Source organism: Marinobacter sp. F4216 (genome assembly GCF_019931195.1).
In the GTDB taxonomy this organism is placed as follows: Bacteria; Pseudomonadota; Gammaproteobacteria; order Pseudomonadales; family Oleiphilaceae; genus Marinobacter; species Marinobacter suaedae.
Genome location: NZ_JAIOUO010000002.1, coordinates 299,129 through 323,617, shown reverse-complemented (window position 1 = coordinate 323,617; position 24,489 = coordinate 299,129). Strand labels below are relative to the sequence as shown.

17 protein-coding genes and 1 tRNA gene are annotated in these 24,489 nt (G+C 57.2%); 2 read left to right on the top strand and 16 right to left on the bottom strand.

Features of this window, described 5'->3' with window-relative positions; all coding sequences use genetic code 11:
• Nucleotides 1-94 precede the first annotated feature (94 nt).
• The 11 genes from K8I84_RS02040 to K8I84_RS01990 form a co-directional block, all read right to left on the bottom strand.
• Nucleotides 95-2,479, bottom strand: a complete 2,385-nt coding sequence (locus tag K8I84_RS02040) for an efflux RND transporter permease subunit (RefSeq protein WP_223793060.1) — start codon at nucleotides 2,477-2,479, stop codon at nucleotides 95-97.
• 49 nt (nucleotides 2,480-2,528) lie between these two features.
• Nucleotides 2,529-3,674 carry a WD40/YVTN/BNR-like repeat-containing protein gene (locus K8I84_RS02035; protein ID WP_223793059.1) on the bottom strand — a complete coding sequence of 382 codons (1,146 nt, stop codon included), beginning with the start codon at nucleotides 3,672-3,674 and terminating at the stop codon, nucleotides 2,529-2,531.
• Between the two features lie 144 nt (nucleotides 3,675-3,818).
• Nucleotides 3,819-5,213 (bottom strand): DUF1329 domain-containing protein, encoded by a 1,395-nt coding sequence (locus K8I84_RS02030; RefSeq protein ID WP_223793058.1) that lies wholly within the window; start codon nucleotides 5,211-5,213, stop codon nucleotides 3,819-3,821.
• 176 nt (nucleotides 5,214-5,389) lie between these two features.
• Nucleotides 5,390-8,032, bottom strand: coding sequence for an aminopeptidase N (gene pepN, locus K8I84_RS02025; RefSeq protein WP_223793057.1), 2,643 nt, complete (start codon nucleotides 8,030-8,032; stop codon nucleotides 5,390-5,392).
• 80 nt (nucleotides 8,033-8,112) lie between these two features.
• On the bottom strand, nucleotides 8,113-8,952 hold the full coding sequence (locus K8I84_RS02020) for a DUF2797 domain-containing protein (RefSeq protein WP_223793056.1): 840 nt from the start codon (nucleotides 8,950-8,952) through the stop codon (nucleotides 8,113-8,115).
• Nucleotides 8,949-9,257: a YeaC family protein gene (locus tag K8I84_RS02015; protein ID WP_223793055.1), complete on the bottom strand. Its 309-nt coding sequence runs from the start codon at nucleotides 9,255-9,257 to the stop codon at nucleotides 8,949-8,951. Before K8I84_RS02015 ends, K8I84_RS02020 begins: the two co-directional genes overlap by 4 nt.
• A gap of 163 nt (nucleotides 9,258-9,420) precedes the next feature.
• Nucleotides 9,421-10,272 (bottom strand): rhomboid family intramembrane serine protease, encoded by an 852-nt coding sequence (locus K8I84_RS02010; protein ID WP_223793054.1) that lies wholly within the window; start codon nucleotides 10,270-10,272, stop codon nucleotides 9,421-9,423.
• A gap of 38 nt (nucleotides 10,273-10,310) precedes the next feature.
• Nucleotides 10,311-11,324: a metallophosphoesterase gene (locus tag K8I84_RS02005; protein WP_223793053.1), complete on the bottom strand. Its 1,014-nt coding sequence runs from the start codon at nucleotides 11,322-11,324 to the stop codon at nucleotides 10,311-10,313.
• 2 nt (nucleotides 11,325-11,326) lie between these two features.
• Nucleotides 11,327-12,211 (bottom strand): NAD(+) kinase, encoded by an 885-nt coding sequence (locus tag K8I84_RS02000; RefSeq protein WP_223793052.1) that lies wholly within the window; start codon nucleotides 12,209-12,211, stop codon nucleotides 11,327-11,329.
• A gap of 112 nt (nucleotides 12,212-12,323) precedes the next feature.
• The gene (locus K8I84_RS01995) at nucleotides 12,324-13,571 is read right to left on the bottom strand and encodes a DNA repair protein (protein ID WP_223793051.1); all 1,248 of its coding nucleotides are present in this window, start codon (nucleotides 13,569-13,571) and stop codon (nucleotides 12,324-12,326) included.
• A gap of 206 nt (nucleotides 13,572-13,777) precedes the next feature.
• Entirely contained in the window at nucleotides 13,778-15,847 is a 2,070-nt protein-coding gene (locus tag K8I84_RS01990) for an FAD-dependent oxidoreductase (protein WP_223793050.1), read from the bottom strand.
• A 147-nt stretch (nucleotides 15,848-15,994) separates the two neighbouring features.
• On the opposite strand from K8I84_RS01990, the gene K8I84_RS01985 reads away from it, so the two are divergent.
• Nucleotides 15,995-17,050: an AraC family transcriptional regulator gene (locus K8I84_RS01985; protein WP_223793049.1), complete on the top strand. Its 1,056-nt coding sequence runs from the start codon at nucleotides 15,995-15,997 to the stop codon at nucleotides 17,048-17,050.
• 284 nt (nucleotides 17,051-17,334) lie between these two features.
• Here K8I84_RS01985 and K8I84_RS01980 read toward each other — a convergent pair.
• A tRNA-Asp gene (locus K8I84_RS01980) sits at nucleotides 17,335-17,411 on the bottom strand.
• Between the two features lie 148 nt (nucleotides 17,412-17,559).
• Nucleotides 17,560-18,591 (bottom strand): AraC family transcriptional regulator, encoded by a 1,032-nt coding sequence (locus K8I84_RS01975; protein WP_223793048.1) that lies wholly within the window; start codon nucleotides 18,589-18,591, stop codon nucleotides 17,560-17,562.
• A gap of 256 nt (nucleotides 18,592-18,847) precedes the next feature.
• Here K8I84_RS01975 and K8I84_RS01970 point away from each other — a divergent pair, with 256 nt between their 5' ends.
• A complete protein-coding gene (locus tag K8I84_RS01970) occupies nucleotides 18,848-19,726 on the top strand; it encodes a MaoC family dehydratase (protein ID WP_223793047.1) in 879 nt (292 codons plus the stop codon).
• Between the two features lie 29 nt (nucleotides 19,727-19,755).
• Here the strand turns inward: K8I84_RS01970 and K8I84_RS01965 are convergent, their stop codons facing one another.
• The 3 genes from K8I84_RS01965 to K8I84_RS01955 are packed head-to-tail and all read right to left on the bottom strand — an operon-like array spanning nucleotide 19,756 to nucleotide 24,448.
• Entirely contained in the window at nucleotides 19,756-21,330 is a 1,575-nt protein-coding gene (locus K8I84_RS01965) for a response regulator (RefSeq protein ID WP_223793046.1), read from the bottom strand.
• A gap of 46 nt (nucleotides 21,331-21,376) precedes the next feature.
• Nucleotides 21,377-22,003, bottom strand: coding sequence for a response regulator FixJ (gene fixJ, locus K8I84_RS01960; protein ID WP_223793045.1), 627 nt, complete (start codon nucleotides 22,001-22,003; stop codon nucleotides 21,377-21,379).
• 36 nt (nucleotides 22,004-22,039) lie between these two features.
• Nucleotides 22,040-24,448, bottom strand: a complete 2,409-nt coding sequence (locus K8I84_RS01955) for a Lon protease family protein (protein ID WP_223793044.1) — start codon at nucleotides 24,446-24,448, stop codon at nucleotides 22,040-22,042.
• Between the last annotated feature and the right edge of the window lie 41 nt (nucleotides 24,449-24,489).

Below are 24,489 nucleotides of genomic sequence, written 5' to 3'. Positions count from 1 at the left end.
ACGCCATAAATAAAGCTGGACCCGACCAGCTAAACACTTGACCTTAAAACAAAAAAGCCCGCTTAGCGGGCTTTTTTGCAAAACCTTGAAAGGTTTACTTGGCAGCGCGGGCTTTCGCCAGCATGCGGTCAGGCCGCAGCAGGAAGCGAGCCAGGGCCGGCAGCAGCCAGATGGCGCCCACCATGTTCCACAGGAACATGAAGAACAGCAGGAAGCCCATGTCCGCCTGGAACTTGATTGGCGAGAAGATCCAGGTCACAACACCAAGACCCAGGGTAACACCGGTAAACACAACCGCCTTACCAGTGGACTTCAGAGTCTCGAAGTAAGCATCCTGAAGCGTCTTGCCTTCCAGCAGGAACTTCTCAAGCTTGCTGTAGATGTAGATACCGTAGTCCACACCGATTCCCACACCCAATGCAATTACCGGCAGGGTCGCTACTTTGATACCAATGCCGGACACCGCCATGATGGCCTCACACAGGATCGAGGTCAGGCCCAGCGGAACCACGATACACAGTACCGCACGGATGGAGCGGAAGGTCAGCAGACACAGCAAGCTCACCACGCCGTAGACCATGATCAGCATCTTGTCCTTGGCACTGGAGATAACTTCATTGGTAGCCGCTTCCACACCGGCGTTACCGGCGGCCAGCAGGAAAGTGTGCTGCTCATTGCTGGTTTTGCCAGAAAACTCTGCCACTCTCTCAACAACGGTTTCCAGTGTCTCCGCCTTGTGGTCTTCCAGGAAGACCAGTACCGGCGTCAGGCTACAGTCGGTATTGATCAGGCCAGACGGCGCGTTACGAATAGAGGCGTTGATGATGGTCTGGTTGCGGGAAATCTCGAACCACTTCCAGTTACCTTCGTTCAGGGCCTTGGTCACGATTTTGGAGACATCCGCCAGGGACGCGGAAGACTGAACGCCCGGTGTGTTCTGAAGTTCCCACTGGAGGCTGTCCATGGCGCGCAGAACGTCGTACTGGGTACATTCTTCCTTCGGCGTCTTCACCATGACCACAAGCACGTCGGCACTGGTGGAGTAGTTATCGATGATGAAGGCGTTGTCCTGGTTATAGCGGGAATCCGGGCGAAGCTCGGGTGCACCGCGGTCCAGGTCACCGATTTTCAGGTCCTGCTTGTAGTACAGACCCAGGCCAAGACCGATCACCGCGATCAGCAGTGAGATCGGGGCAACACTTGGATGGGAGAAGTAAGACAGGGTTCGCCACTTGCGGTCCTGCTTCTCACCACGATTCTGGACGTGGCGCACACCGCCCTTGGAAATACCCAGGTAGGACATGATCAGAACGTGCATCACCAGATTGGTAATGATGACAAACGCCACACCGATACCGGCGGCAATGGCCAGGTCACGGATAACATCGATTTCAATAAAGAACAGGGTCAGGAAGCCGAACGCGTCCGAGATCAGCGCCAGCATGCCGGGAATGTAGAGGGCACGGAAGGCCAGACGCGCGGCAGTGACCGAGTCAAACCCTTTGGCAGCTTCGACCGCCATGGCGTTCACGATCTGTACGCCGTGACTGATGCCGATTGCAAAGACCAGGAACGGAACCAATACCGAGTATGGGTCCAGGCCATAGCCCAGCAAACGCAGGGTACCCAACTGCCAGAACACCGCCACGATAGACGTCAAGATCGGCACAAGGGTGCCGGTCAGGCAACGGGAGTACCAGAACAACAGCAGAGTGGTCAGGCCAATGGTGATGGCCGCGAAGTATGCAATGGAGCCAATACCTTCGATCAGGTCACCCACTTTCTTGGCGAAGCCGACGATGTGGATGTCGATATTCGGGTTCTGACCCTCGTATTTTTCACGGATTTTCTCTTCCAGCTCGCGGGAAAAGGTTCCGTAATCCAGAGGCTCACCGGTTTCCGGATTGGTCTCGTACAGCGGGGCGTAGACGATGGTGGACTGGAAGTTATCCGCGATCAGGCGGCCAACTTCATTAGAACGAAGGACGTTCTGGCGCAGCTGCTCGAGGCTGACCTCGGAACCATCGTAGCTGTCCGGGATAACGGTGCCGCCCTGGAAGCCCTGCTCGGTCACTTCCACCCAGCGAACGTTGGAAGTCCACAGGGATTTCAGGCCGGAGCGGTCCACCCCGTTCAGGTAGAACACCTCATCGGTGATCTGCTTGAGGGTTTCCATGTACTCGGCGGTGAAAATATCACCTTCTTTGGCTTCTACCGCAATACGGACGAAGTTACCAAGGTTCTGCAAATCGTCCCGGTGTTCCAGCATATTGACGATGTACGGATGCTCCAGCGGAATCATCCGCTCGAAGCTGGCATCGGGCTGGATCTTCACTGCGTTGTAACCAAGGAAGGCGGTCACAAACAAGAAGAAAATCAGGATGCCGGCACGATTGTTGAAAATCAGGCGTTCCAGAAACGGTTCCGCCTTGGGCGTGGTTAGGTAGTGCTCGCCCTTGTCATGCTTAGGGTTGGACATTCAAAAAGCCCCTCTATCTACTCTGTTCCGTTGATGCCGCGTCAGGGCGTTATTTAAGATTCTTGCCTTTGGCGTCGGTCAGCTCTGCGCCGCCCTCGCCAACCAGCAGAAGATCCATACCTGAAGCCGGCATCGCACTCATCACACCCAGACGGTCGCCACGAATGTAGGAACGGAAGGTTTCCCCGCCGTTACCACTGACCAGAACAGCACCATTAGTGCCGACAAGCACAATGCGATCGTCCTCAGAAAAGCCATCCGTCAGTGTCGCGGTCGTGCCACTGGTGATCATTGACCAGGAGCGCCCCAGGTCCGTGGACAGCATCAGGGTGCCACGCAGGCCAAAGGCCAGGATTTCGTTGATGCGGCCAGTGCCAATGACGCCAAACAGAGAGCCGGGGTAAGGGCCTTCGCGACGCTCCCAGCTTTGACCACCATCAACAGACACATGAATCTGACCCGCTTCACCAACGATCGCCAGTGCGCCACCGGTGATTTCAGTGATCGCGTTCAAGTGGAAATTCTGAGAGTTATCGAGCTTCGGCGACCAGTCGCTCCATGTCTCACCACCATCACTGGTGTGGAACAGCATGCCGTATGCGCCAATGACGAAGCCGTTCTGCTCGCTGAGGAACAACACGTCAAGGAAGGGGTTTACCGGACCGATGTCCAGATCAGCCTGCATATTCTCGAGCGCGAAATACAGGTCGTCCAGAGCCCACTCGAGGTCTGCTTTCTCGTCACCGGTGGCCGCCTCGACTTTCTCTTCCATCTCGGCGATGGCTTCTTCCTGGCTCTCGATGGCCAGTTCCGCTGCCTCAATACCGGTGATCTGAACTTCCCAGCTTTCACCAGCATCGTCGGAATGAAGAACGACGCCACTGTGACCCACTGCCCAGCCGTGTGTCTCAGAGGCGAAATCAAGGCTGGTCAGTGTGACGGATACCGGCACCTCGGCCTGGGTCCAGCTCTGGCCCTGATCATCAGAAAAAATGATATGGCCACGCTCGCCTATGGCCACCATTCGGTCGCCAGCCCGGTCAACATCGGTCAGAAGATTCTCGGGCGCCAGGTCGGTTGCGCGCGCCGGTGTTTCAATAACGTCCGCAAGCGCCAATGCAACGGGGGACGCACAGGCCATGGAAAGCCCAAGGCATGCGGCGCCCAGGGATTTACACATTAAGCTTGTAGCCATTCGAATTGCCTATTAGTTGTAATTACGTTGTGACTCTGTCCAGCGAAGCTGGCTCTAACTGTAAACATACCGGCAGCCTCTCGGATGCCGGTATGCGGGGCGCCAACTCCGTCTGGCGCGGAATAATGCCTGAAAACTTGGGTATTAGCGAACACTCCGACGACGCAGGGATGCCGGTGAGAAGTAACGCTTGTTTGGCACGTCGTCGGTGAAGACCCGGGTACGGGGCTCTTCGTTATCGAGGCCAAGGACGTGGTACCGGCGGGCCTGCAGGTCATGGAATGCTTCCAGACCACCCCATACACCCGGCATGTCGTAGAAGTTCTTCAGAATTGCCTGAGTAACACGCCACAGCTCACCGCGACCGTCGTACTGGTCCATCAAGGCCACGTTCCAGCTATCTGCATCAACGTAGAAGCGACGCTTACCGTAAATATGGCGTTCACCGTCTTTCAGGGTTGCCGTTACCAAGTGGACACGATGCAGTTCCCAACGCATATGGTCGGGATTCAGGTGCGCCAAGCCCAGCACCTCGTCATAGGACAACTTGTCGCTGCTAATCTCGTAGTTGTTGTACGGGATGTAGATTTCCCGCATACCCTCGTAAGTCCAGTTAAACCGGTCCAGGGCACCGTTAAAGATATCGGTGTCATCGGCAGTACGCAGGTTGTCGGCCGCAGCGATCGGGCTGTCGTAACCCAGGTTCGGTGCGCGGCGCACACGACGCTGACCGGCGTTATAACCCCAGCCGTTCCGCGGGTTCTTGATCTGGTTCAGGGTTTCGTGAACCAGGATCGCGCCGCCGGCAAGACGGGGTGGGGACTGGGTGAACGACAGGTAGTAGAAAATTACGTTGTCGAGGGTGCTCTCATCACCTTCCGGATTGTAGTAGGGGAAGAAGGCTTCTTGCTGAGACGTCACCAGCGTGTACTCTCCGTTCTGCTGGACAGCAACTTCACTGGCACGACGAGTAATGGAAATGCCCCGCCAGCGAGTCAGGTGGTTCCACATGACCTGCCAGGCTTTTTCTTCGTCGTCACCATGCAGGATCGGGAACGGATAGCCGCCGAAGGCGCCGTCCAGACCCGCACCTTCTCCAACGATTTCAGCGCTGACGGCGTTCTTGGCGACATTTTTTTGCACCCACTCGGGCACAGTATGGGTACGACGAGACTGGTAAACCGGGATACGGAAAGTAGTTGGGTAGGCCTCCAGCATGGCTTTCAGGCCATCGGTCAGGTGCTCGGAATACTGATCCGCGTTCGACGAGTTAATGGTGAACAGAACTTCGTCATCCGGAAACGGATTGATGTGGTGGTCACCGGAGCCCTCGTAGCCAGCAGGCGCGTCGTCTTCGTCGAGGCCGCCGGTCCAGGCCGGAATTGTGCCGGAGGCGTTGCCAGCCTTGACCGAGCCGAATGGAGTCAGCTCATTACCGAGGCGCGCTGCTTCACTTTGGGAAACTGCTGCGTACAGGGGCGTAGCAGCAACAGAGAGGGCCATAAGCCCGCCGAGAATAGCGTTCTTGTTGTTTCTCATATCCAACCTTAATCCGTCTGGAAGCCTCTGATGGGCTCTTTATTGTTGCCTGATGGGAGCACAGACTTGCAGACAGATTAACGTCTCGCACTGTCATGTCCATCGACCGAAAGTGCGATTTTGTATCCGGCTGTCACGCAAGATTACAAAGACAGCCGAATACTCAGGGACTTACATCAATCGACCAGACTCTTGTGGACGACTTCATAAACATCTTTGGACAAGCCTGACTTGTCGCGCACCTTCTCCAGCGCAGCCTTCATTTTGCTGCGATAAGCCGGTGCAAACTTCTTCCAGCGCGCCAGGGGCGTCACCAGCCTCGCGGCGATCTGCGGATTGATGTCATCCAGACGGCATACCTGATCGGCAAGGAACTCGTAGCCGGAACCATCTTCTGCATGGAAACCGGAAAGGTTCTGCCCGGCAAAGGCGCCGACCACAGAACGCACCTTGTTGGGGTTGCGCCAGTCGAACGCGTCATGGGCCAGCAAGGCGTGGATCTTGTCCAATCGACCGGCGACCGAACTGGCAGCCTGCACCGAGAACCACTGCTCCACGACCTGGGGATCCGCCTGGAAACGCTGGTAGAAGTCGCCGAGAACCTGATCGCGATCCGCCTCATACTCTGAATTCACCAGGGCCCGGAGCGCTCCCATACGGTCGGTCATGTTGTCCGCCTCACGGAACTGTCGCAGGGCCAGCTCCCGACCTTCCTCATCATTGATCAACAACAGCCAGGCGAGCGCGGTGTTCCGAAGACTCCGGCGCGCAACCTGCTCGGGTGTGACCGCGTAGTCTCCATCACCGGCGTTGCGACGATAACAAGCCACCAGGTCATCACGCAGCGCAATCGCCAGGTGTTTGAGCACCCGCTCCCGGGCGGCATGGATCGCCGGCACATCGGCGTCGCTGGCCAGCTCCACCAGATAAGCCTCGGAAGGCAACTGCAGCATCTTGTCGACCAGCGCCTGATCCAGGGAAGAGTCGGAAATCAGATGGCGGTAAGCCGTCACCAGACGAGGATCCACCGGCGTATCCTTGGGCTGGCCCACCAGCGATTGAATAATATCCACCGCCAGCCGCTGACCGGCGTCCCAGCGATTGAAGCCATCCGGGTCGTGACTCATCAGGAACAGCAACTGCTCCCGGGTCCACGGGTAATGGACGCGCACCGGCGCAGAGAAGTGACGCAGCAGGGACGGCACCGGTTTTTCAGTCATGCCGTGAAATTCGAATACGTGCTCGGCGTCGGTCAATTCGAGCACACGCTCAGTTGGTGCGTCCTGCTCGTCAACTGACAGGCGCAACGGCAGTGCCTTGCCATGCTCGTCCAGCAGCCCCAGTGCGAACGGGACGTGCTGGGGCTTCTTGTCGGCCTGCCCCGGGGTATCCGGGATGCTCTGGCGAATGGTCAGGCGATACACGCCCTGCCCCTGGTCGAACTGGTCGGCTACCTCCAGCACCGGCGTACCGGCCTGCTCGTACCACAAACGGAACTGGGACAGGTCACGACCGGAGGCGTCTTCCATAGCCTTGACGAAATCATCGGTGGTAACCGCCTGGCCGTCATGGCGCTCAAAGTAGAGGTCACTGCCCTTGCGGAACAGTTCCGGCCCCAGCAGGGTCCGGATCATCCGCACCACTTCCGCCCCCTTCTCGTAGATGGTCAGGGTGTAGAAATTGGAAATTTCGATGTACGAAGATGGCCGGATGGGGTGCGACATGGGGCCTGCGTCCTCGGCAAACTGAGCCGTTCGCATCAGGGTCGCATCCTCAATGCGCTTGACCGTGTCCGAGCCCATATCGGCCGAAAACTGGGAATCGCGCAGTACGGTAAAACCTTCCTTCAGGCTGAGCTGGAACCAGTCACGGCAGGTCACGCGATTGCCGGACCAGTTATGGAAATACTCGTGCGCCACGATCGCCTCGATGCGCTGGAAAGCGGCATCGGTGGCGGTTTCCTTGCTGGCCAGCACACAGGAGGAGTTGAAGATGTTCAACCCCTTGTTTTCCATGGCCCCCATGTTGAAGTCATCCACCGCCACGATCATGAAGATATCCAGATCGTACTCGCGGCCATAGACATCCTCATCCCAGCGCATAGAGCGCTTGAGGGAGTCCATGGCGTGGTCGCACTTCTCCGCGTTACGGGGCTCCACATACATCCGCAGATCGATGTCGCGACCGGAACAGGTGGTGAAGGTATCCCGCTTTTCGACCAGGTCACCGGCGACCAGTGCAAACAGATAGCAGGGTTTGGGGAAAGGATCTTCCCAGGTCACGAAATGGCGGCCATCGTCAAGGTCACCGGATTCGATCGGGTTACCATTGGATAGCAGCACCGGATAAGCGCTCTTGTCGGCCTCGACACGGGTTTTGTAACGGGCCATGACATCCGGACGATCCGGGAAGAAGGTGATGCAGCGGAAGCCCTCAGCCTCACACTGGGTACAGAACATCCCGGACGATTTGTACAGACCTTCCAGGCGCGTGTTGTTCTGGGGTTCAATCCAGGTGACCACGGATAACTCGAACTTCTCGGGCACCGAAGCCACGATCAGCTTGTCACCACGGTCCTCAAACTCGCCTGCGGCCAGAGCCTGGCCGTTCAGAGCAACAGACTCCAGCACCAGGCTGTCGCCGTCGAGCTCCAGAGGCACCGCCCCTTCCTCAGATTCCGGGTTACGACGGATCGCCAGCGTGCTGTGAACACGGGCCCCGTCCTCAAACAGTTCAAACCGAAGATCGACGGTATCGACCAGATAGGCCGGAACGCGGTATTCACTCAGGTAAATGGTCTGCGGCTGGTTGGTGCGCATAACGTTCTCCAAATCGCACTGCCGCAGCGAGTATTCAGCTGCGGCAGTTTGGTAATTCAATCACTCAGGATAACGGGTGCTCAGTTATCCATGACTCTGAAACGGACTTCGTAGCCGGTGAACTTGCGGATATTGATCACGCCGGTATCGAGAATCAGGTACTGACCCTTGACGCCTTCCAGGACACCTTCGACCTCGGGGTTCTTGTCCAGGTTATGGGTCTTCACCTTGGACGGCCACACCTCGACCGGATAACTCAAGCCAAGGCCCTGCTCATCCACTTCCCGAATGGAATCCTCACCGTGGGTGGCTCTCAGGGATTCAAGATCGCCGGCAATCAGCGACAGCATCCGGCTGCGCTCTGCGTGGAGATCCAGTTCCGGCACATCCCCCTTGAGCATGGCCCGCCAGTTAGTACGGTCAGCCACATGGCTCTTGCAAGCGACCTCCGCCAGTCCGGCGAGATAACGGCTGGACACTCGCAGCATGGGAATGGCGTCTACCGCGCCCTGGTCAATCCAGCGCGTCGGAACCTGAGAACCGCGGGTAATACCCACCTTCAAACCGGAGGAATTCGCCAGATAAACCACGTGTTCCACCATGCAGTGGGTTTCACCCCACTCCGGCTCGCGGCAGGTGCCCAGATGGAAATGGCATTTCTCGGGGCTCATGATGCAGCTGTCACAGGCGGCCAGCTTCCGAAAGCAGGGGTAACAGTAGCCCTGGTTGAAACTTTTCTTGGTGGTGCGATCGCAGTGGATGCAGCGGATTACGCCCTCGAAATCAAATCGGATGCGCTTTCCCACCAGCTCATTCAGGGGAACGCGATCATCGCCAATGGCCAACTGGTAGGCAACCGGCTCCGCGGCTTCGACGGGCATTTTTCTCAGCCGGCCGGTCAGATCAATGGAGTTGCTCAAGATTTGACCTCAAAGAACTGATCTGAATCCACCTTGGGCGTTTCGCCCTCGGCCTTTTGCCCGCCCATCATGCCAACCGTCGGATCGCAGGCGGTGCCGGCTTTACTGCCCCGGTCGATATAGCCAGTGCGCTCCTCGACGGGAACGCCATGAAGGTCTTCGTAATGAATGATCGCCTGCAGGCTGATTTCCCGCTGCTCCCGGGTAAGCGGGCGACCGTCCGGCCACTTTCCGAGCTCTACGGACTGGCGCAAACTCCGGTAAACATTGGGATCCAGCCGCTCAATCAGCTCATCGTAGGTCATTCGACTCCCCCAGTGGTAAAACCATCGTAAACCGTTTGACAAACGCAAACGATAATGATTATCATTTATTCACCAAATGACACCGGTCGTATCATTTGGTCTCTCTCATCAGAAGCCACAAGCTTCTTTTACGCCCCACTTCGGCGGGGCCTTTTTTTCGCCTTTATCGTTTTACGGGCAGGACCAGAGCGGCGACCACCCCGGCAACAAATCCCCCCAGGTGCGCTTCATTGGCCATACGCCCCAGACCAACCATTTCAGTCAGCGGCGTGAAGCCGATCAACATCCAGACCACCGCAAACGTAACCAGTGCAGGAGGAAAGTGGAACCGGGGCGCCTTGCGCTGGCTCAACCAGCAATAGCCCAGAATACCGTAGACCGCGCCGGACAATCCTCCAAACAAGGGTCCGGAAACCAAATACTGAAGTCCATTCGAGAAAATACTGGTAGCAAGAAAGACAGCAATCAGCCGTCCTCGACCATCAAACCACTCAACCTGGCTGCCGAGAAACCACATCATCACCCCGTTAAAGATGATATGGGTCCAACTGAAGTGCAGGAAATCCGGTGTAACCAGACGCCAGATCTGCCCCTGGGCGAGTGTTTCGCCCAGGGCATGCAGCCTGTCGGTCATGGTCATCCAGTCAAACGCGCGGGGATCCACCACCATCATGGCGAGGGACAGCTCGTTGCGCCCCATGGAGGTCAGCCAAACCATGATCACTGCCAACACCACGATACCCAGCACCAGTGGGGCATGCTTGGGCGAGGGCTGCCAGCGCCCGGCAACATACACCGGCGAACGATCCATGCGATTCACCGCCTCGCGCAGCTCGGGTTCGCTCAGAAACCGGTCCAACGCCGCCAGCACGGGCTCGGTGTGTTCGGGATTTTCCAGCCACAGGACCTGATAACCGCCCTCTTCCGTGATTCGGTGCCCCACGCCCTGCCCGGTCAGCCAGCGACTGAATCCCGCGAGATCTTCGGAGGCTTCCAGTTGTTTAACGCGGTACACAGGCATCCTCGCTGCTGAAGACATTCAACTTGATCCATTTAACGGGCAAGGCTGTCCTCCAGGCCCGGATAGCTGGATGCTTCCGGGCGATCCACATCCACCCAGACAAACTTGTCCGGCGATAACACCTTTTCACCGTCCATACGGTAGGCCACCAGCTTGCCGTATTTCACCGCGCTGAAATCAATGCACGCCACGTTGTGTTTCAGGGGCGCAGGTGCCCCCTCCATCCAGTAATGGCCAACAAACACCGGTGGGGCGTCCAACGGGTAACTGATCAACTGCTTCCTTTCATGAGCCTGAAGCGGACGACTGGCCACCTCTTTGGGCAGTGGATCTGGTTGAAATACAACGTCGGCATAGGTCTGGGGATCATCGGCCCAGAACTTGGTGCGGAAAAACTCGCGCACGTAACCGTCCCGCCCGGTAATGGACATCCCCTCGGGCAAGCGCAGATCCGTCCCGCGTAGCAGGGTATCCATCACCTGGCCAGCAAACGATTCCAGTGCCGACGAAGCGTGCAGGAAATCCTCATCGATGCAGGCACCACCCTGGCTTTGCTTGAACTTCTCGATCAGTTCGCCATCCCAGCAGGCATGAACCACCCGGAACCCGTCTTCCTCTATGAACAGCGGAATGGTGTAGAACCACTCGAGGAACTCATTCCACTCATGGGGGTAGGCGTCGAACTGCTCGAGGGTTTCCCGAATCAGTCGATCGTGGCGGGCGTTGTGCTCCCGAAGCCATTTCCTGCCACTGCCGGGCCGGGCTCGGGTACAGTAGCCAAGGGCGTTGTACTCATGGTTGCCCATGACAATACGCGCGGAACCATGCTCCACCATATCCCGGACCAGATGCAGGGCCTCTCGGATTCGTGGCCCCCGGTCGATGATATCGCCGATAAAGACGGCCTGACGGCGATCGTGCTGGTACACCCCATTTACCTTCCGGTAGCCCAAATGCTCCAGCAGCCGGACCAGCGTTTTGGCGCACCCGTGGATATCTCCAATGATGTCGTAACCGCGATTCGCGGCCTGCGTAGCTACTGCCATGATCAACCCGCCGAAATCTCGCTTGCCCAGCCCAGTTTGTCACGACAGGTAGCGTAGAAGTTGTGATCCGTTGGATGAATCAGACGAATCTTGAAAGGCTTTTTGGTGATTCGGATGATGTCGCCCGGCGCGCAGGCAATGTTCATCTGTCCATCGAAAGAAATCTGTGGATAGGTTTCGTTGGTCTCGCCGATCACCAGCTTGATTTCACTCTTGCCGTCCACCACGATCGGGCGGCTACTGAGGGTATGCGGGAACATGGGCACCAGTACGATCGCATCGAGCTTCGGATGCATGATCGGGCCGCCTGCTGACAGCGAGTACGCGGTTGAACCCGTTGGCGTGGCAACGATCAGACCGTCAGACCGCTGGCTGTAGACAAAGTGCCCGTCAATGAAGAGGTCAAAGCCGATCATTCGGGTGGATTTACCCGGGTGCAACACCACATCGTTCAGCGCTGTGCCAAATCCCAGGGGCTGGCCGTTGCGCTCGACATTCCCATCCAGCAGAAAGCGGGACTCTTCAACGTAATCGCCTTCCAGAACCCGGCCAAGCCGCTCCTCCAGATCCGTGGGGGAAATATCGGTCAGAAAGCCCAACCGACCGCGGTTCACACCCAACAAGGGAATCTTCGACTTGGCCAGTTCTCTGGCGGCACCCAGCAGGCTGCCATCGCCGCCCACCACAATAACGAGGTCACAGATCTCGCCCAGGAGTTTTTTGCTGGCTACCTGGAGACCATGACCGGGCAGCATGCCGGCGGTGTCTTCCTCGAGAATCACATGATAATTGTTGGTTAGGAGGTATTGCTTGAGCTGTCGCAGCGACTCGACCACCTTGACGCTGCCCAATCGGCCGATGACGCCGATATTCCTGAACTGATCCATGAGGCTTCCTGTGGTGTCTGGGTGCCAGAGGGCAGGTATTGTCCATTGCCCCCTTGGAGTTTGGCACTCAGTTTAACGAAAATCGGGCTGTTTCTGAAAAAAGTTCACTTTTTCAGGCTTGATGCTGCTCGCAGCGGTCATCAACACCGGCCCGGAAATCCCCCGGCTGGCTCACCCTCATGATCGGTTCACCGCAGGCATCGCCGGATTCGTTGCCATGCTGACAGACCGGATTTTCGTAATGCCCCAGCCACTCCAGGTAGGCCGGCTCATTCAGGCCACAACGGTCGGCTGCGTAGGCGACCGGGTTTTCGAAATACCCCTCGATGTCATCGAATGGCAGGGTGACGTGACCAATACCGGCATGGTAAGCCACCAAGAACACCGACTGCTTCCTCAGCTCTTCCATCAAGGTATCTTCGGTGGGTTCACGGTGCCTGAGCTCGTAATTTTCCTGCTCCAGGGCAATGATTTTCTCATCCCTGCTCTCAAGCTCTCGCTGCCGGCGTTCAAGCTGTTCTTGCAAGAGAACCAGCTCCGCGCCGGATTTCGCATCATCACGCTCCAGGGCTTCGCCTTCGGAAGCCACCTGTTCCTGCAGGGCAAGGTATTGCTCATTGCGCTCTGACAACCGTTTCTTGAGCTGCTCGTTGTTCAGCCGTATGCGCTCGTATTTCTGTTCCAGTTCCGTAAGTTCGTTGCGAACGGTCTGGAGCTCAACACGATGCTCGCGCTGTATATCGGCCAGGGAATCACGATGGACGCTCTGAAGCGTTTTGATACGCAGCCGCTGTTCACGGATCAGCTGCGCAAGGCGAGTCCGCTCTTTTGAGCTGGCGTCTTCCTTGGGTTCCGGCTTGGGTTCAGTCGCAGCCGCCAGCACCGGAATATCTTCGCTCTCGGCCGGTTCGATTTTGCGGAATTTCAGGGTATTGGCGTCAACGGCCTTGCGAATGGACTGAAACTGATTGTTGCCCGGCGTCATATCCGGGTCCCAGAGCTCCTCGGAAAAACGGGAATCCGGGCACAGGCTTCGACACACCAGACGTATTGAGCCATTACCAAGATCCGGACCTTTCGCCCCGCGCCTGGCCAAATCCTCGATGGGAACGTTCCAGCTGGAGTCTGCCCTGCCCTCCTCATCGAACCAGATGCGAAAGAATACCAGCGCCTGAATGCTGAGGTCGCCGCTGAGATCAACCAGAACGGCTTTGACGTCCGTCTCTGCCAGATCGGACAACCCCACATATCCATCCAGAAAAGCTCCGAACTCGGTGGCTCGCATCTGACGCGCCACCCGGCTTCCATCCATGAAAAATACCGCCGAATACCCCTCAGTTGCCTGGTCGGCAGACATCATCTGAAACTCCCCTAACACTTAAACCCAGGACACTCACACGACGAAACCCCTGCCAGGTTCCGTCCAATTAAAGCGCCAGCGGGCCACCCCGGATCATTGCCCGGGGCGGCCCGCCATGTGGCTAGTTCTTTGATTACCAGTCTAGCCAGTCAGTTTTCCGTGCACAGGAGAAAACTGCAACGTTTTGTGTCACGGGGAACCCTGTCTCAAAGCTCGGCGGCCAGGCGCGTGCCCTGATCGATCGCCCGCTTGGCGTCCAGCTCTGCCGCCACATCCGCACCACCAATGAGGTGCACGGCCAGACCGGCCGATTCCAACCCAGACTGAAGCTCGCGCAGCGGCTCCTGACCGGCACAAATGATGACCGTATCGACCGGCAGTACACGATCTTCACCTTGCTCCGCACCTTTCGGCGTAATGGTCACGTGCAGACCTTCATCGTCGATCTTCCGGTAGGTCACGCCCGGCACCATCTGCACATTACGGTGTTTCAGGGAGGTGCGGTGAATCCAGCCTGTGGTCTTACCGAGGTTCTTACCGACCTTGGAGGCCTTGCGCTGCAGCAGGTAAACCTCACGGGCCGGCTCTGGCAGCTCAGGCTGCACACCTTTGATACCACCGCGGTGCTCGACACTCAGGTCCACACCCCACTCACGCATGAAGTGGCCGGTATCCAGGGACGGGGAATCGCCCTTGTGAACAATAAACTCGGACACATCAAAGCCGATACCACCTGCACCGATCACAGCAACCTTCTGCCCCACCGGCTTGCGTCCAAGAATCGCATCCAGATAGCCAATGACTTTCGGATGGTCGATACCCTCGATTTCCGGCGTGCGAGGCTCAACACCGGTGGCCAAGACCACCTCATCAAAGCCACCAGCTTTCAGGTCATCCACGTCAACGCGGGTGTTCAGGCGAACGTCTACCCCGTGCTTGTCGAGCATCACCCGGAAGTACCGCAGGGTTTCGTAGAACTCTTCCTTGCCCGGAATGCGCTTGGCTATGTTGAACTGACCACCGATTTCACTACCGGCATCAAACAGGGTGACCTTGTGGCCACGCTCTGCTGCAACCGAGGCAAACGCCAGGCCTGCAGGGCCGGCGCCCACGACGGCAAAGGATTTCGGGCTCGCGGTCTTCACCCAGGTCAGCTCGGTTTCGTGACAGGCACGGGGGTTAACCAGGCAGGAGGTCAGCTTGCCGCTAAAGGTATGATCCAGACACGCCTGGTTACAACCGATACAGGTATTGATCTCATCAGCGCGGTCTTCCGCTGCCTTCAGAACCAGATCGGCATCCGCCAGGAACGGACGGGCCATGGACACCATGTCTGCATCACCTTCAGCCAGAATCTTCTCGGCCACGTCCGGCATATTGATACGGTTGGTGGTCACCAGAGGAATGCTCACTTCACCTTTCAGGCGTGCGGTCACCTTGGTGAACGCACCACGAGGTACGGACGTGGCAATGGTCGGTACCCGCGCTTCGTGCCAGCCAATACCCGTATTGATGATGGTGGCACCGGCTTTTTCGATTTCCTTGGCCAGGTGAACCACTTCTTCCCAGGTGCTGCCGTCTTCAATCAGATCCAGCATGGACAATCGATACACCAGGATAAAGTTCTCGCCCACTTCCTCGCGGACACGGCGAACAATCTCCAGCGGCAGACGAACGCGGTTCTCGTAGCTTCCACCCCAGCGGTCAGTACGCTGGTTGGTGTGGGAGACGATGAACTGGTTAATGAAGTAGCCTTCAGATCCCATGATTTCGACGCCATCGTAGCCCGCCTTCTGGGCCAGGGCTGCACAATTCACATAGTCCTGGATCTGCTTCTCGATGCCCTCCTCGTCCAGCTCTTTCGGCTTGAACGGGTTGATCGGAGCCTGGATGGCGGACGGAGCCACCAACTCGGGCGAGTAGGCATAGCGGCCAGCGTGAAGGATCTGCATACAGATCTTGCCATCCGCTTCATGAACGGCCTGAGTGATGATCTTGTGCTTTTGCACCTCATCGTCGGTCGTCATCTTGGCGGCGTGCTGGAACACCCCGCCCTCAACATTCGGAGCAATACCACCCGTAACGATCAGGCCTGCACCACCACGGGCACGCTCGGCATAGAAAGCCGCGAGGCGCTCGAAGCCATTCCTGGCCTCTTCCAGACCTGTGTGCATGGAGCCCATCAGAGTACGGTTGCGCAGCGTGGTGAACCCCAGGTCCAGCGGCTTCAGCAGGTTCGGGTACTTGGCAACACCCGGTGCAGTGGTATCGGTCATGATTGATCTCCTTGTTGTCAGGCTTCCGGACCCAAAACGAGATCCGGGAATACGAAATGCGGACTAACTTACTCACCATCCGACCAGCCAACAATATCCCCAAACTACAATTTGCTATCTTTGGACAACCTGTCCGACAATAACCAGATGACAACAAGACACCTCATTCCACCCAAATCCAGCAACGTACTTGGCGACATCAGCGTGCTGTACGCTGCCGTGCTGCTTCGGGCAGCCGCTGCCGAGGGGGCAGACGCGGAATCCCTGATGAACGAATTCAGCCTGAGCGAGGAAACGCTGAATTCTGCGGCCGCAAGAATCAGCATTCCCCGCTTTATGCGCCTGGGTCATGCGGCCATTGGCCACACCGGGAACCCGGCACTGGGCATCCGCATGGGGGCCCTCACCCGCCCCGTGGATGCCGGTATTGCAGGACTCGCAGGCCAATCCGCCAACACGGTCGGAGAGGCCCTGAACACCCTCATCCGTTACTCGTTGCTGACCAGCCAGAACAGCCGCGGTAAACCTTCCGTTCGCGCCGCGACCCGGCAAGCAGCGTTCTACTCCATCCGTCCCTACAACAGCTTCAACTTTTTTGTGGTGGATTCGGTGCTGTCAGGCTGGACCCAGTTTGTCCGAACGGTGACCGGTCGATACGAAGTACTGGAGCGGGTAGAGATCGAATACCCCTCGATTGGACAGGACGAGCTGTTTGAAAGCTGGTTCCGCTGCCCTGTTCACTTCGGCGCGAGCGAGAATGCCATCACATTGAAGCAGGACGTATGGACAGCGCCGTCGCTGGAAGCGCAGCCGGCCATGCACGCCAGCCTGATCGACCTCTGTGAACAGGAAATGACTTTGATTGAACGGGGATGGAGCACCTCAGACCGCGTGCAGCACTTACTGACACCACTGATGCAGGGGGAAACACCGGACCTGGATACCATTGCCACCAAACTGGGCCTGACGCCCTGGACACTGCAGCGCCAGTTAACAGCCGAGGGCACGGGATTCAGAACACTGGTGGATCAAACGCGAAAACAACTGGCAGCCGACTACATCCGGGAAACCACCACGTCACTGTCAGAAATCGCGTGGTTGCTGGGCTTTGCCAACCCACCGGCCTTCCATAAGGCCTATCGCCGTTGGTATGACATCAGCCCCGGTGAACACCGGAAACGACTGGAACGGGAAAAAAAATAAATCGCTGAATGAGCTTTTTCTTCGGGGACCGAAACGATTATTCCGGGGCACCCCAGATTTCAACGGCGTCGTCATAACCGTCGTCGTCATCAAACTCTTCGAACTGGCTCTCAAGCAGCTCCTCAATGTAGTCAGACATGTCGCTCTCCTAGCTTTTGATTCACAGGAAAGTTTAGCCAACATTCATGACGATGGAGTTACGACTTCAGAAACTACGTGAGAAAACGGTGGTGAAATGATCTGAGACAACAAAAAAGGAAAAGAAGTAAGCGAGGGAAAAAAAATGGCGGAGCGGACGGGACTCGAACCCGCGACCCCCGGCGTGACAGGCCGGTATTCTAACCAACTGAACTACCGCTCCGCGTTGTTCGCCACCGATAACCCCTGTCCGGGCCTGCATTCTCGAGCGAGAGTGCTCGGTGACAACGAGGGCGCATTATATAGACGCCCTTGATTATGTCAACGCTTTTTCAGAAAAAAATTCCCAGGGCTTCTGCGCCCCGGTTTTCCTACATGGCGTCAACCAGCGCGTCCTTGCCCTGCGCCGTTTTCCGGTACTCGATTGGCGTCATATTCGACCAGCGTTTGAACGCCCGATAGAAGGTGCTCGGCTCCGAGAATCCGGTCAGATAAACGATTTCGTCAATGGACTCATCGGTGGTCGCCAGCAGCTGGCGAGCAAGCCGGTAGCGGAAATCCGCCAGCACCTGATTAAAGCTGGTTTCCGCCTCGGTCAGACGGGTACGAAGCGTGCGCGCCTTGATCCCCAGACGCTCGGCAACCGCATCCAGAGTCACCTCACCGCTATCCAGCAGCTCCGCCACGATGCGTTCCACCTGGCCAACGATGTCTTTTTTCTCCAGACGAGCCACCTGCTCACTGGCGAAACGCTCATGAAGATCCAGCAGCTCGGGCTCGGCGTGGGGCGACGGATGGGCCAGCGCACTGGCCGGGAAATACAGACGGTTTTCAGTGGCGCCAAAAACCACCTCGCAGCCCAACACTTCCGCCACATGGTCCTGACGCTCTTCGCGCTCATGCTCGAACTCCACACGGGTCGGCTGGAAGGAGCCATCGGTAATCGAGCGGAAGAAGGTAATCAGCCCCAGCACGAAGCATTCGTTGAAGTGCTTCAGGCGCCGGACATCCTCGGAGGCGGTATCCAGAACCATGCAGGCGTTATCGCCCTCGATGAAAAAATCGGTTTTGGCGGCGTCACTCAGCAGGCGCTGGTAGTTCTGGGCACGGCGAAGGCCCTCACCAAAATTGGGACTGCTCAGAAAAAGGTACTCGAGCACCTGGCCTTTGTAAGCCGGCAAGCGCTGGCCGAGGTGCAGACCGATGTCAGGATCTCCGGAGACGTCCTCAACAACCTGCCAGAAATAGAGCTGCGCGCTGTGGGGGGTACGCAGATGCTCGGTGTAAACGTAATTTTCATCCACGCCCAGGCGGGTGAAAATAGCATCGGTGTCTATGCCGTGCTTTTTCATCGCCTCGTAAATCAGGCGCAACATCACTCCTGCGTCACGAAGTTCCTGCATAACATCCCGCTTTTTTTTGTTTAATTCCACTTTGACCCGACAGACCTATGCCGGGGCACGCCAAGTCAATGCTCAGACTGGCCGCGTTTGCCAGACTGAAGGTCACCTACTCTGAAGTTTTCAGGACTTATGCCCGATATTAGAGCATATCAGGCCACAGACGCACAGTTGTACCAAAACATGCCCATGACCGGTACTCACTGATCCGGATAGACTGCACAGATTTGGAACAAATACCGCCCTGGAGAACACGGATATGTCTGACGCCCCAACCTATTACTCGACCACTCCCAACCTGCTGCCTCTGTATGCCAGAGCACTGCGGCCCGGCCGCGGCTCACCGACCAGGGACATTGAATTACCGGCTCTTTCCGCCAGCCTGCTTGGCGCCCACACAGCAACGCGAAACTTGCACCGCTACTCCCAACTGTGCGGTTTTCCCGACAGCCGCTATCTCCCGATAACCTGGCCCCACATCATGGCGTTTAGCCTGCAGATGAAAGTCCTGACGGAACGGGATTTCCCACTTCCCCTTCTGGGGCTCGTGCATCTGGAGAACACGATTATGCAGCATCGGCAAATTGGTGTTGGAGAGCCTCTGGACATTCACGTCCACCTTGGTGGACAGACGCGCACACACCGTGGAATCGAGTTTGAGCTGCGCACGGACGCCATCGCCTCTGGCGACAAAGTATGGGAAGAAACCAGCGTGATTCTCTACCGACTGCCCGCGGAAAAAGGAGGCAAACCGTCCGGCGATAAGACGAGGCCAGCACTGCCGAACTATCCGCATCAACAGCGGATCGTCGCCCCGGCGGATACGGGCCGCCAGTACGCACGCGTCTCCGGCGACAGCAATCCGATACACCTGTACGCCCTGACGGCCAAAGCGTTTGGCTTTCCGAAAGCCATCGCCCATGGGATGTGGAGCAAGGCCCGGGCGCTGGCCACCCTGCAGGCACAGGCTGAATGGCAAGATGGCCCGATGCGGGTGAACTGTAAATTCAGGAAACCGGTGTTGTTGCCGGGCCAGGCAATACTGAACTGGCAAACGGGGTCTGACGAGTGGCCATTCCAGTTACTGAACGAGAAAGGCGATGCTCCACATCTGACGGGCAGCATCGAATGGCTGTAAACGAACGTTAATTCGTCAAGCCGGGGCGGTTACTCCGCCCCATTCGCCGCAGAGAGGGCTCTTTCCTCACCAGCTACGGGCAGTGTGAAATAAAAGCAGGCCCCGCCGTCCTCGGGACGATCAAACCCTATGTCCCCACCTTGCGCCTGAATCAGCGAACGGCATGTGGCCAGGCCAATGCCCATTCCGTCGGATTTGGTGGTGTAGAACGGCAAGAACAGCTTTTCTTCCGCATCTTCCGGCAGACCAACGCCATGATCCCGAACCTGAACACGGACACAGCCGGCTCCATCCAGTTCCGCGCTGACCTTGACCGGCTGGACTACGCTCGCACTGCGGCTGGCTTCCAGCGCATTGCGAATCAGATTCAGGGCCACCTGCTGAACCTGAATCGGGTCGGCCAACACGTCCGGCAGAGCGTCCGGAACCATCAGCTCAATGCCACCTTCGTTGTTGCGCATGTCTACCTCGGCAAACTGGCGCGTGTCCTCAAGCAAGGCGGGCACAGAGAGAATTTCCTTGCCGGTCGCCGGTTTCTTCACAAACCGACGAATACGGCGAATGATTTCGCTCGCCCGGTGTGACTGAGCTTCGATCTTGTCCATGGTTTCGGCCAGCAGCGACATGTCAGGGGCTTCCTGCTTCGACATGATGCGTTTGGCGACGCGGGCATAATTGGTAATGGCCGTTAGCGGCTGGTTCACCTCATGGGCAAAGCCCGCCGCCATTTCACCCATGGTGGTCAGGCGCGAGGTATGGGCCAACTGGTCCCGCTGCTCCTGAACCAGAGCCTGCGCCTCTTCCAGTGCGGCTTCGTTTTCCAGGTCCGTGGTGATGTCACGGAAGACAACGACCGCACCATGCAACTCTTCGTTGTCCAATTTGGGCGTGGCCCGATACTCTGCCGGGAACCGGCTGCCATCGACCCGGGCCATGGGAATGTTGCGCTGGTTTTCGGCCACACCTTGGCGACAGGTGGCCTGCACCGGAAGGGTATCGGATTCCTGCGAGTCTGGGAAATGCAGCTCAAAAAAATTGCGGCCAACCAGTTCATCCACGGTACTGCGGGCGATCAGTGCCGCGGCAGGGTTCACGAATTCGATGTTGCCGTGCTCATCCAGACCATAAATGCCCTCGCTGATGGAGTTCAGAATCCGAGTCTGGTCACTCTGAAGTTCACGGTTGCGAGCCTGCAACTGGCGCTCAAGGCGAATGACCTGCGCATGGGTCTTCACCCGGGCAATCACTTCCAGGGACTGGAACGGCTTGGAGATATAATCAGCCCCCCCCAGGGAGAAGCCTTTTACTTTGGCTTGCAGATCATCAAGAGCAGATAAGAACACCACCGCACAGTCGGCGGTGGCGGGATCGGCTTTCAGGCGCTGACACACCTCATAACCGTCCATTTCCGGCATCATGATATCGAGCAGAATCACTTCCGGCTGATGCCGGTGGGCAAGATCCAACGCTTTTTCGCCTTCATTGGCGATCAGCAGGCGGTAGCCTTTGTCTTTCAGGGTCTCGTAGAGGACTTTGAGGTTCTGCGGATTGTCGTCCACCAACAGAACCGTCACCTCCGAGTTCGCACTGACAGATTCAGTCATATTAACGGGGCCGGTTTAGAAACGTCTCCGTATCATGACGGCAACATCACCTCGCGTCGATAAGGTCCTTTACGGACAATACCATACGAACCAGATGGGCCAGTGAATGGGTACCCATTTTGTGCATGACGCGGGAACGATGGATCTCAACCGTTCGCTGGCTGATCTCCAGTTCAATGGCGATCACCTTGTTGGCCTGCCCGGCAATCATTCGATCCATGATTTCATGCTCGCGTGGGGTGAGGGTCTTGATGCGACGGATGATTTCCTGCTTTTCGTCGAGGGATTTACGCTGCTCGCGGTCCTGGGCCAGCGCCGCCTCAATTTTTTCCAGCAAGGCCTCTTCCCGGTAGGGCTTCTGGATGAAATCCACGGCACCTTCTTTCATGGCATCAACCGCCATGGGCACATCGCCATGGCCGGTTACGAAGATAATGGGCAGAATGGAATGCTTTTCGTTCAGTTTCTTCTGCAACTCCATCCCATCCATACCCGGCATGCGGATATCCAGCACAATGCATCCGGCCATCTGGTCGGAATAGTCCTTCAGGAAAGCCATGGCGTTCTCGTAGGGCTTAACCGATTTACCGTCCGATTTCAGCAGCAGCTCCAATGAATCACGAACTGCTTCATCGTCTTCTACTATGTATACGGTCTGCTGGATATCAGTCATGTGAGTGTTCTCTCCTGTCCTTTTTTATCCGGTCCCTCAGTGGATCGAGGGATCCTTGTGTTCGTCCCGGGCACTTTCCTGCCGTTCGTGTTCGCGCAACGCTTCAAGTCGTTGCTGAATGATGCCAAACACACTCTGCTTCGGATACCGTCCGTTCTCGTCCGCCTTGCCTGCCGGCTTGCCGAGCATCAGGCTGACAGCCTCTTCAAGATGGCTGACAGCGTACACTGCGAACTTACCGTCTCTCACGGCCTGCACCACCTCGCTGTCCAGCATCAGGTTCTGCACATTACTCTGCGGAACAATCACGCCTTGTGTGCCGGTAAGACCACCTTTGAGTTGGCAGGTGGCAAAGAACCCTTCCACCTTCTCATTGACGCCTCCAATCGGCTGAACGTCGCCGAACTGGTTCACCGACCCCGTCATCGCCAGATCCTGTCGCGCCGGCAGATCGGCCAGCGAAGAGATCAGTGCGCACAATTCCGCCATCGAGGCGCTGTCGCCGTCCACCTCGCCGTAGTTCTGCTCAAACGTGATGCTCGCGGAAAGATGCATGGGGTCTTTAACAGCAAAATGCGCAGCCAGCCATGAGGTAAGAATCATTACCCCCTTGGAATGGATATTACCGCCCAGCTTGGCATCCCGCTCAATATCCATCACTGCCCCATCTCCATAGTAGCAGGTTGCAGTGATTCGGTTTGGCAGCCCGAATTCGAAGCCACCAGTAGACAGCACCGAGAGCGCGTTCAACTGACCAATCCGGGTACCGGTGGTATCCACCAGCGTCGACCCGTCGCGGATGGAATCATAAAGCTGATCACGAATCCGGCTGCTCCGGTACCGGGCACTCTCCAGCGCCCGCTCCACATGTTCATCACTGATCAGCTTGGCGCCGGTCTGGCGCGCCCAGAAATCCGACTCCCGCAGCAGGTTGGCGATGTCGGCCGCGTGCAGCGAGAGCCGGTCCTGATGCTCAGCCACCCGGGCGCTGTATTCGATCACCCGCGCCACCGCCTTGTTGCTGCAATGGAGCAGCTTCTTCTCGCTGACCAGGCTGGCAATAAACTTGGAGTACAGCAGCTGGCTTTCATCCGTGCGGTACATTTCATTCTCAAAGTCCGCCGTGACCCGGAACAGTTCCGAGAACTCCGCGTCGTATTCCTGCAGCAGCATCCAGGTTTCCCGATCGCCAAATAGGACGATTTTCACATCCAGTGGCACGGCTTCCGGCTCAATGGAGATGGTGCCCGACAGGGTCAGCTCCCGCTCAAGGGAGTTGATCTGGATAGAGCGGGACCGCATGGCTCGCTTGAGACCGTCCCACACGTAGGGCTGCTCCAGCACCTTGATGGCATCCATCAGCAGATAACCACCGTTGGCCCGGTGCAGGCTGCCCGGCCGGATCAGTGAATAATCAGTAAATACGGTGCCTTTGTAGGTGACGTTTTCCACGTAGCCGAACAGGTTGTGGTAGGTGGGATTGTCCTCGACCACCACCGGCACCTCGTTGGTTTTCTGGTGTACCAGAAGATTGATCAGATAACGCCGCGGCATTTTCTTGTCGAGCGAGGCATAGGCGATGGCGGCATGCTCTTCGTTTTCATCCAGAAAAACATCGAGATTTTCTGCCATATCCTCACGAACAGACTCGAAAAAGGCGACAACATCCGGGAGATCGCTGTACTTCTCGATTAACTCGTCGATCTGGTGTCCGGAAACCCCTTCAAGGGTTTCCTTGTTCAGGGCCTGATGCTTGTCGGCATATTCCTGTTCCCAGTCCGCCAGCTTGCGCAGAACCTGACGAAGCCTTTTCTCAAGCTTGTTGATGTCCTCTTCAAACTTCGCGCGCTGTTCGTCTGTCAAGGCCTGGAACGTTTCGGCGGTGTGGGGTTCTTCACCGTTCATGGCCACCAGCCGATAACCGCCCGGCGTGGTGACGGTCAGGCTTACTTTCTTTCGCTTTGCCTGAGCCGCGATTTTTTCCAGTTCGTCTTCCTGCTTCTGGGCAAGTTCGTTTTTCAATTGCTCGGAACGTTCCAGGAAACTGTCGTTGTCAAAGGTTTGCGGAACCACTTTGACCAGGCGAGTCATCAGTTTTTCCACATCCTGCTTGAGCTGGGCGCCTTTCCCGGCAGGCAGTTTCAGCAACCGGGGTTCCCGCGGATCATCAAAGTTAGCCACGTAGCACCAGTCATGAGCCAGCTGATCGGTGTCCACGTGGTGTTCCAGATAACGAAGCATCATGGTCCGCTTACCCAGCCCATTGCGACCTACCGCATACACGTTGTAGCCACCATGGGGCATGGCCAGGGCAAAACGCACGGCTTCCTGGGCCCGGTTCTGGCCAACAATTTCAGACAGCGGCTCCAGCTGCCGGGTGGTCTTGAAGGGCAGGTCTTTGAGAGCACAGGCTTTATACAACTGGTGCAGGGGCAATGACTTCAAGGTTTGATCCTGTAACGTTTGTCGCTTTGGGCGGACATTGT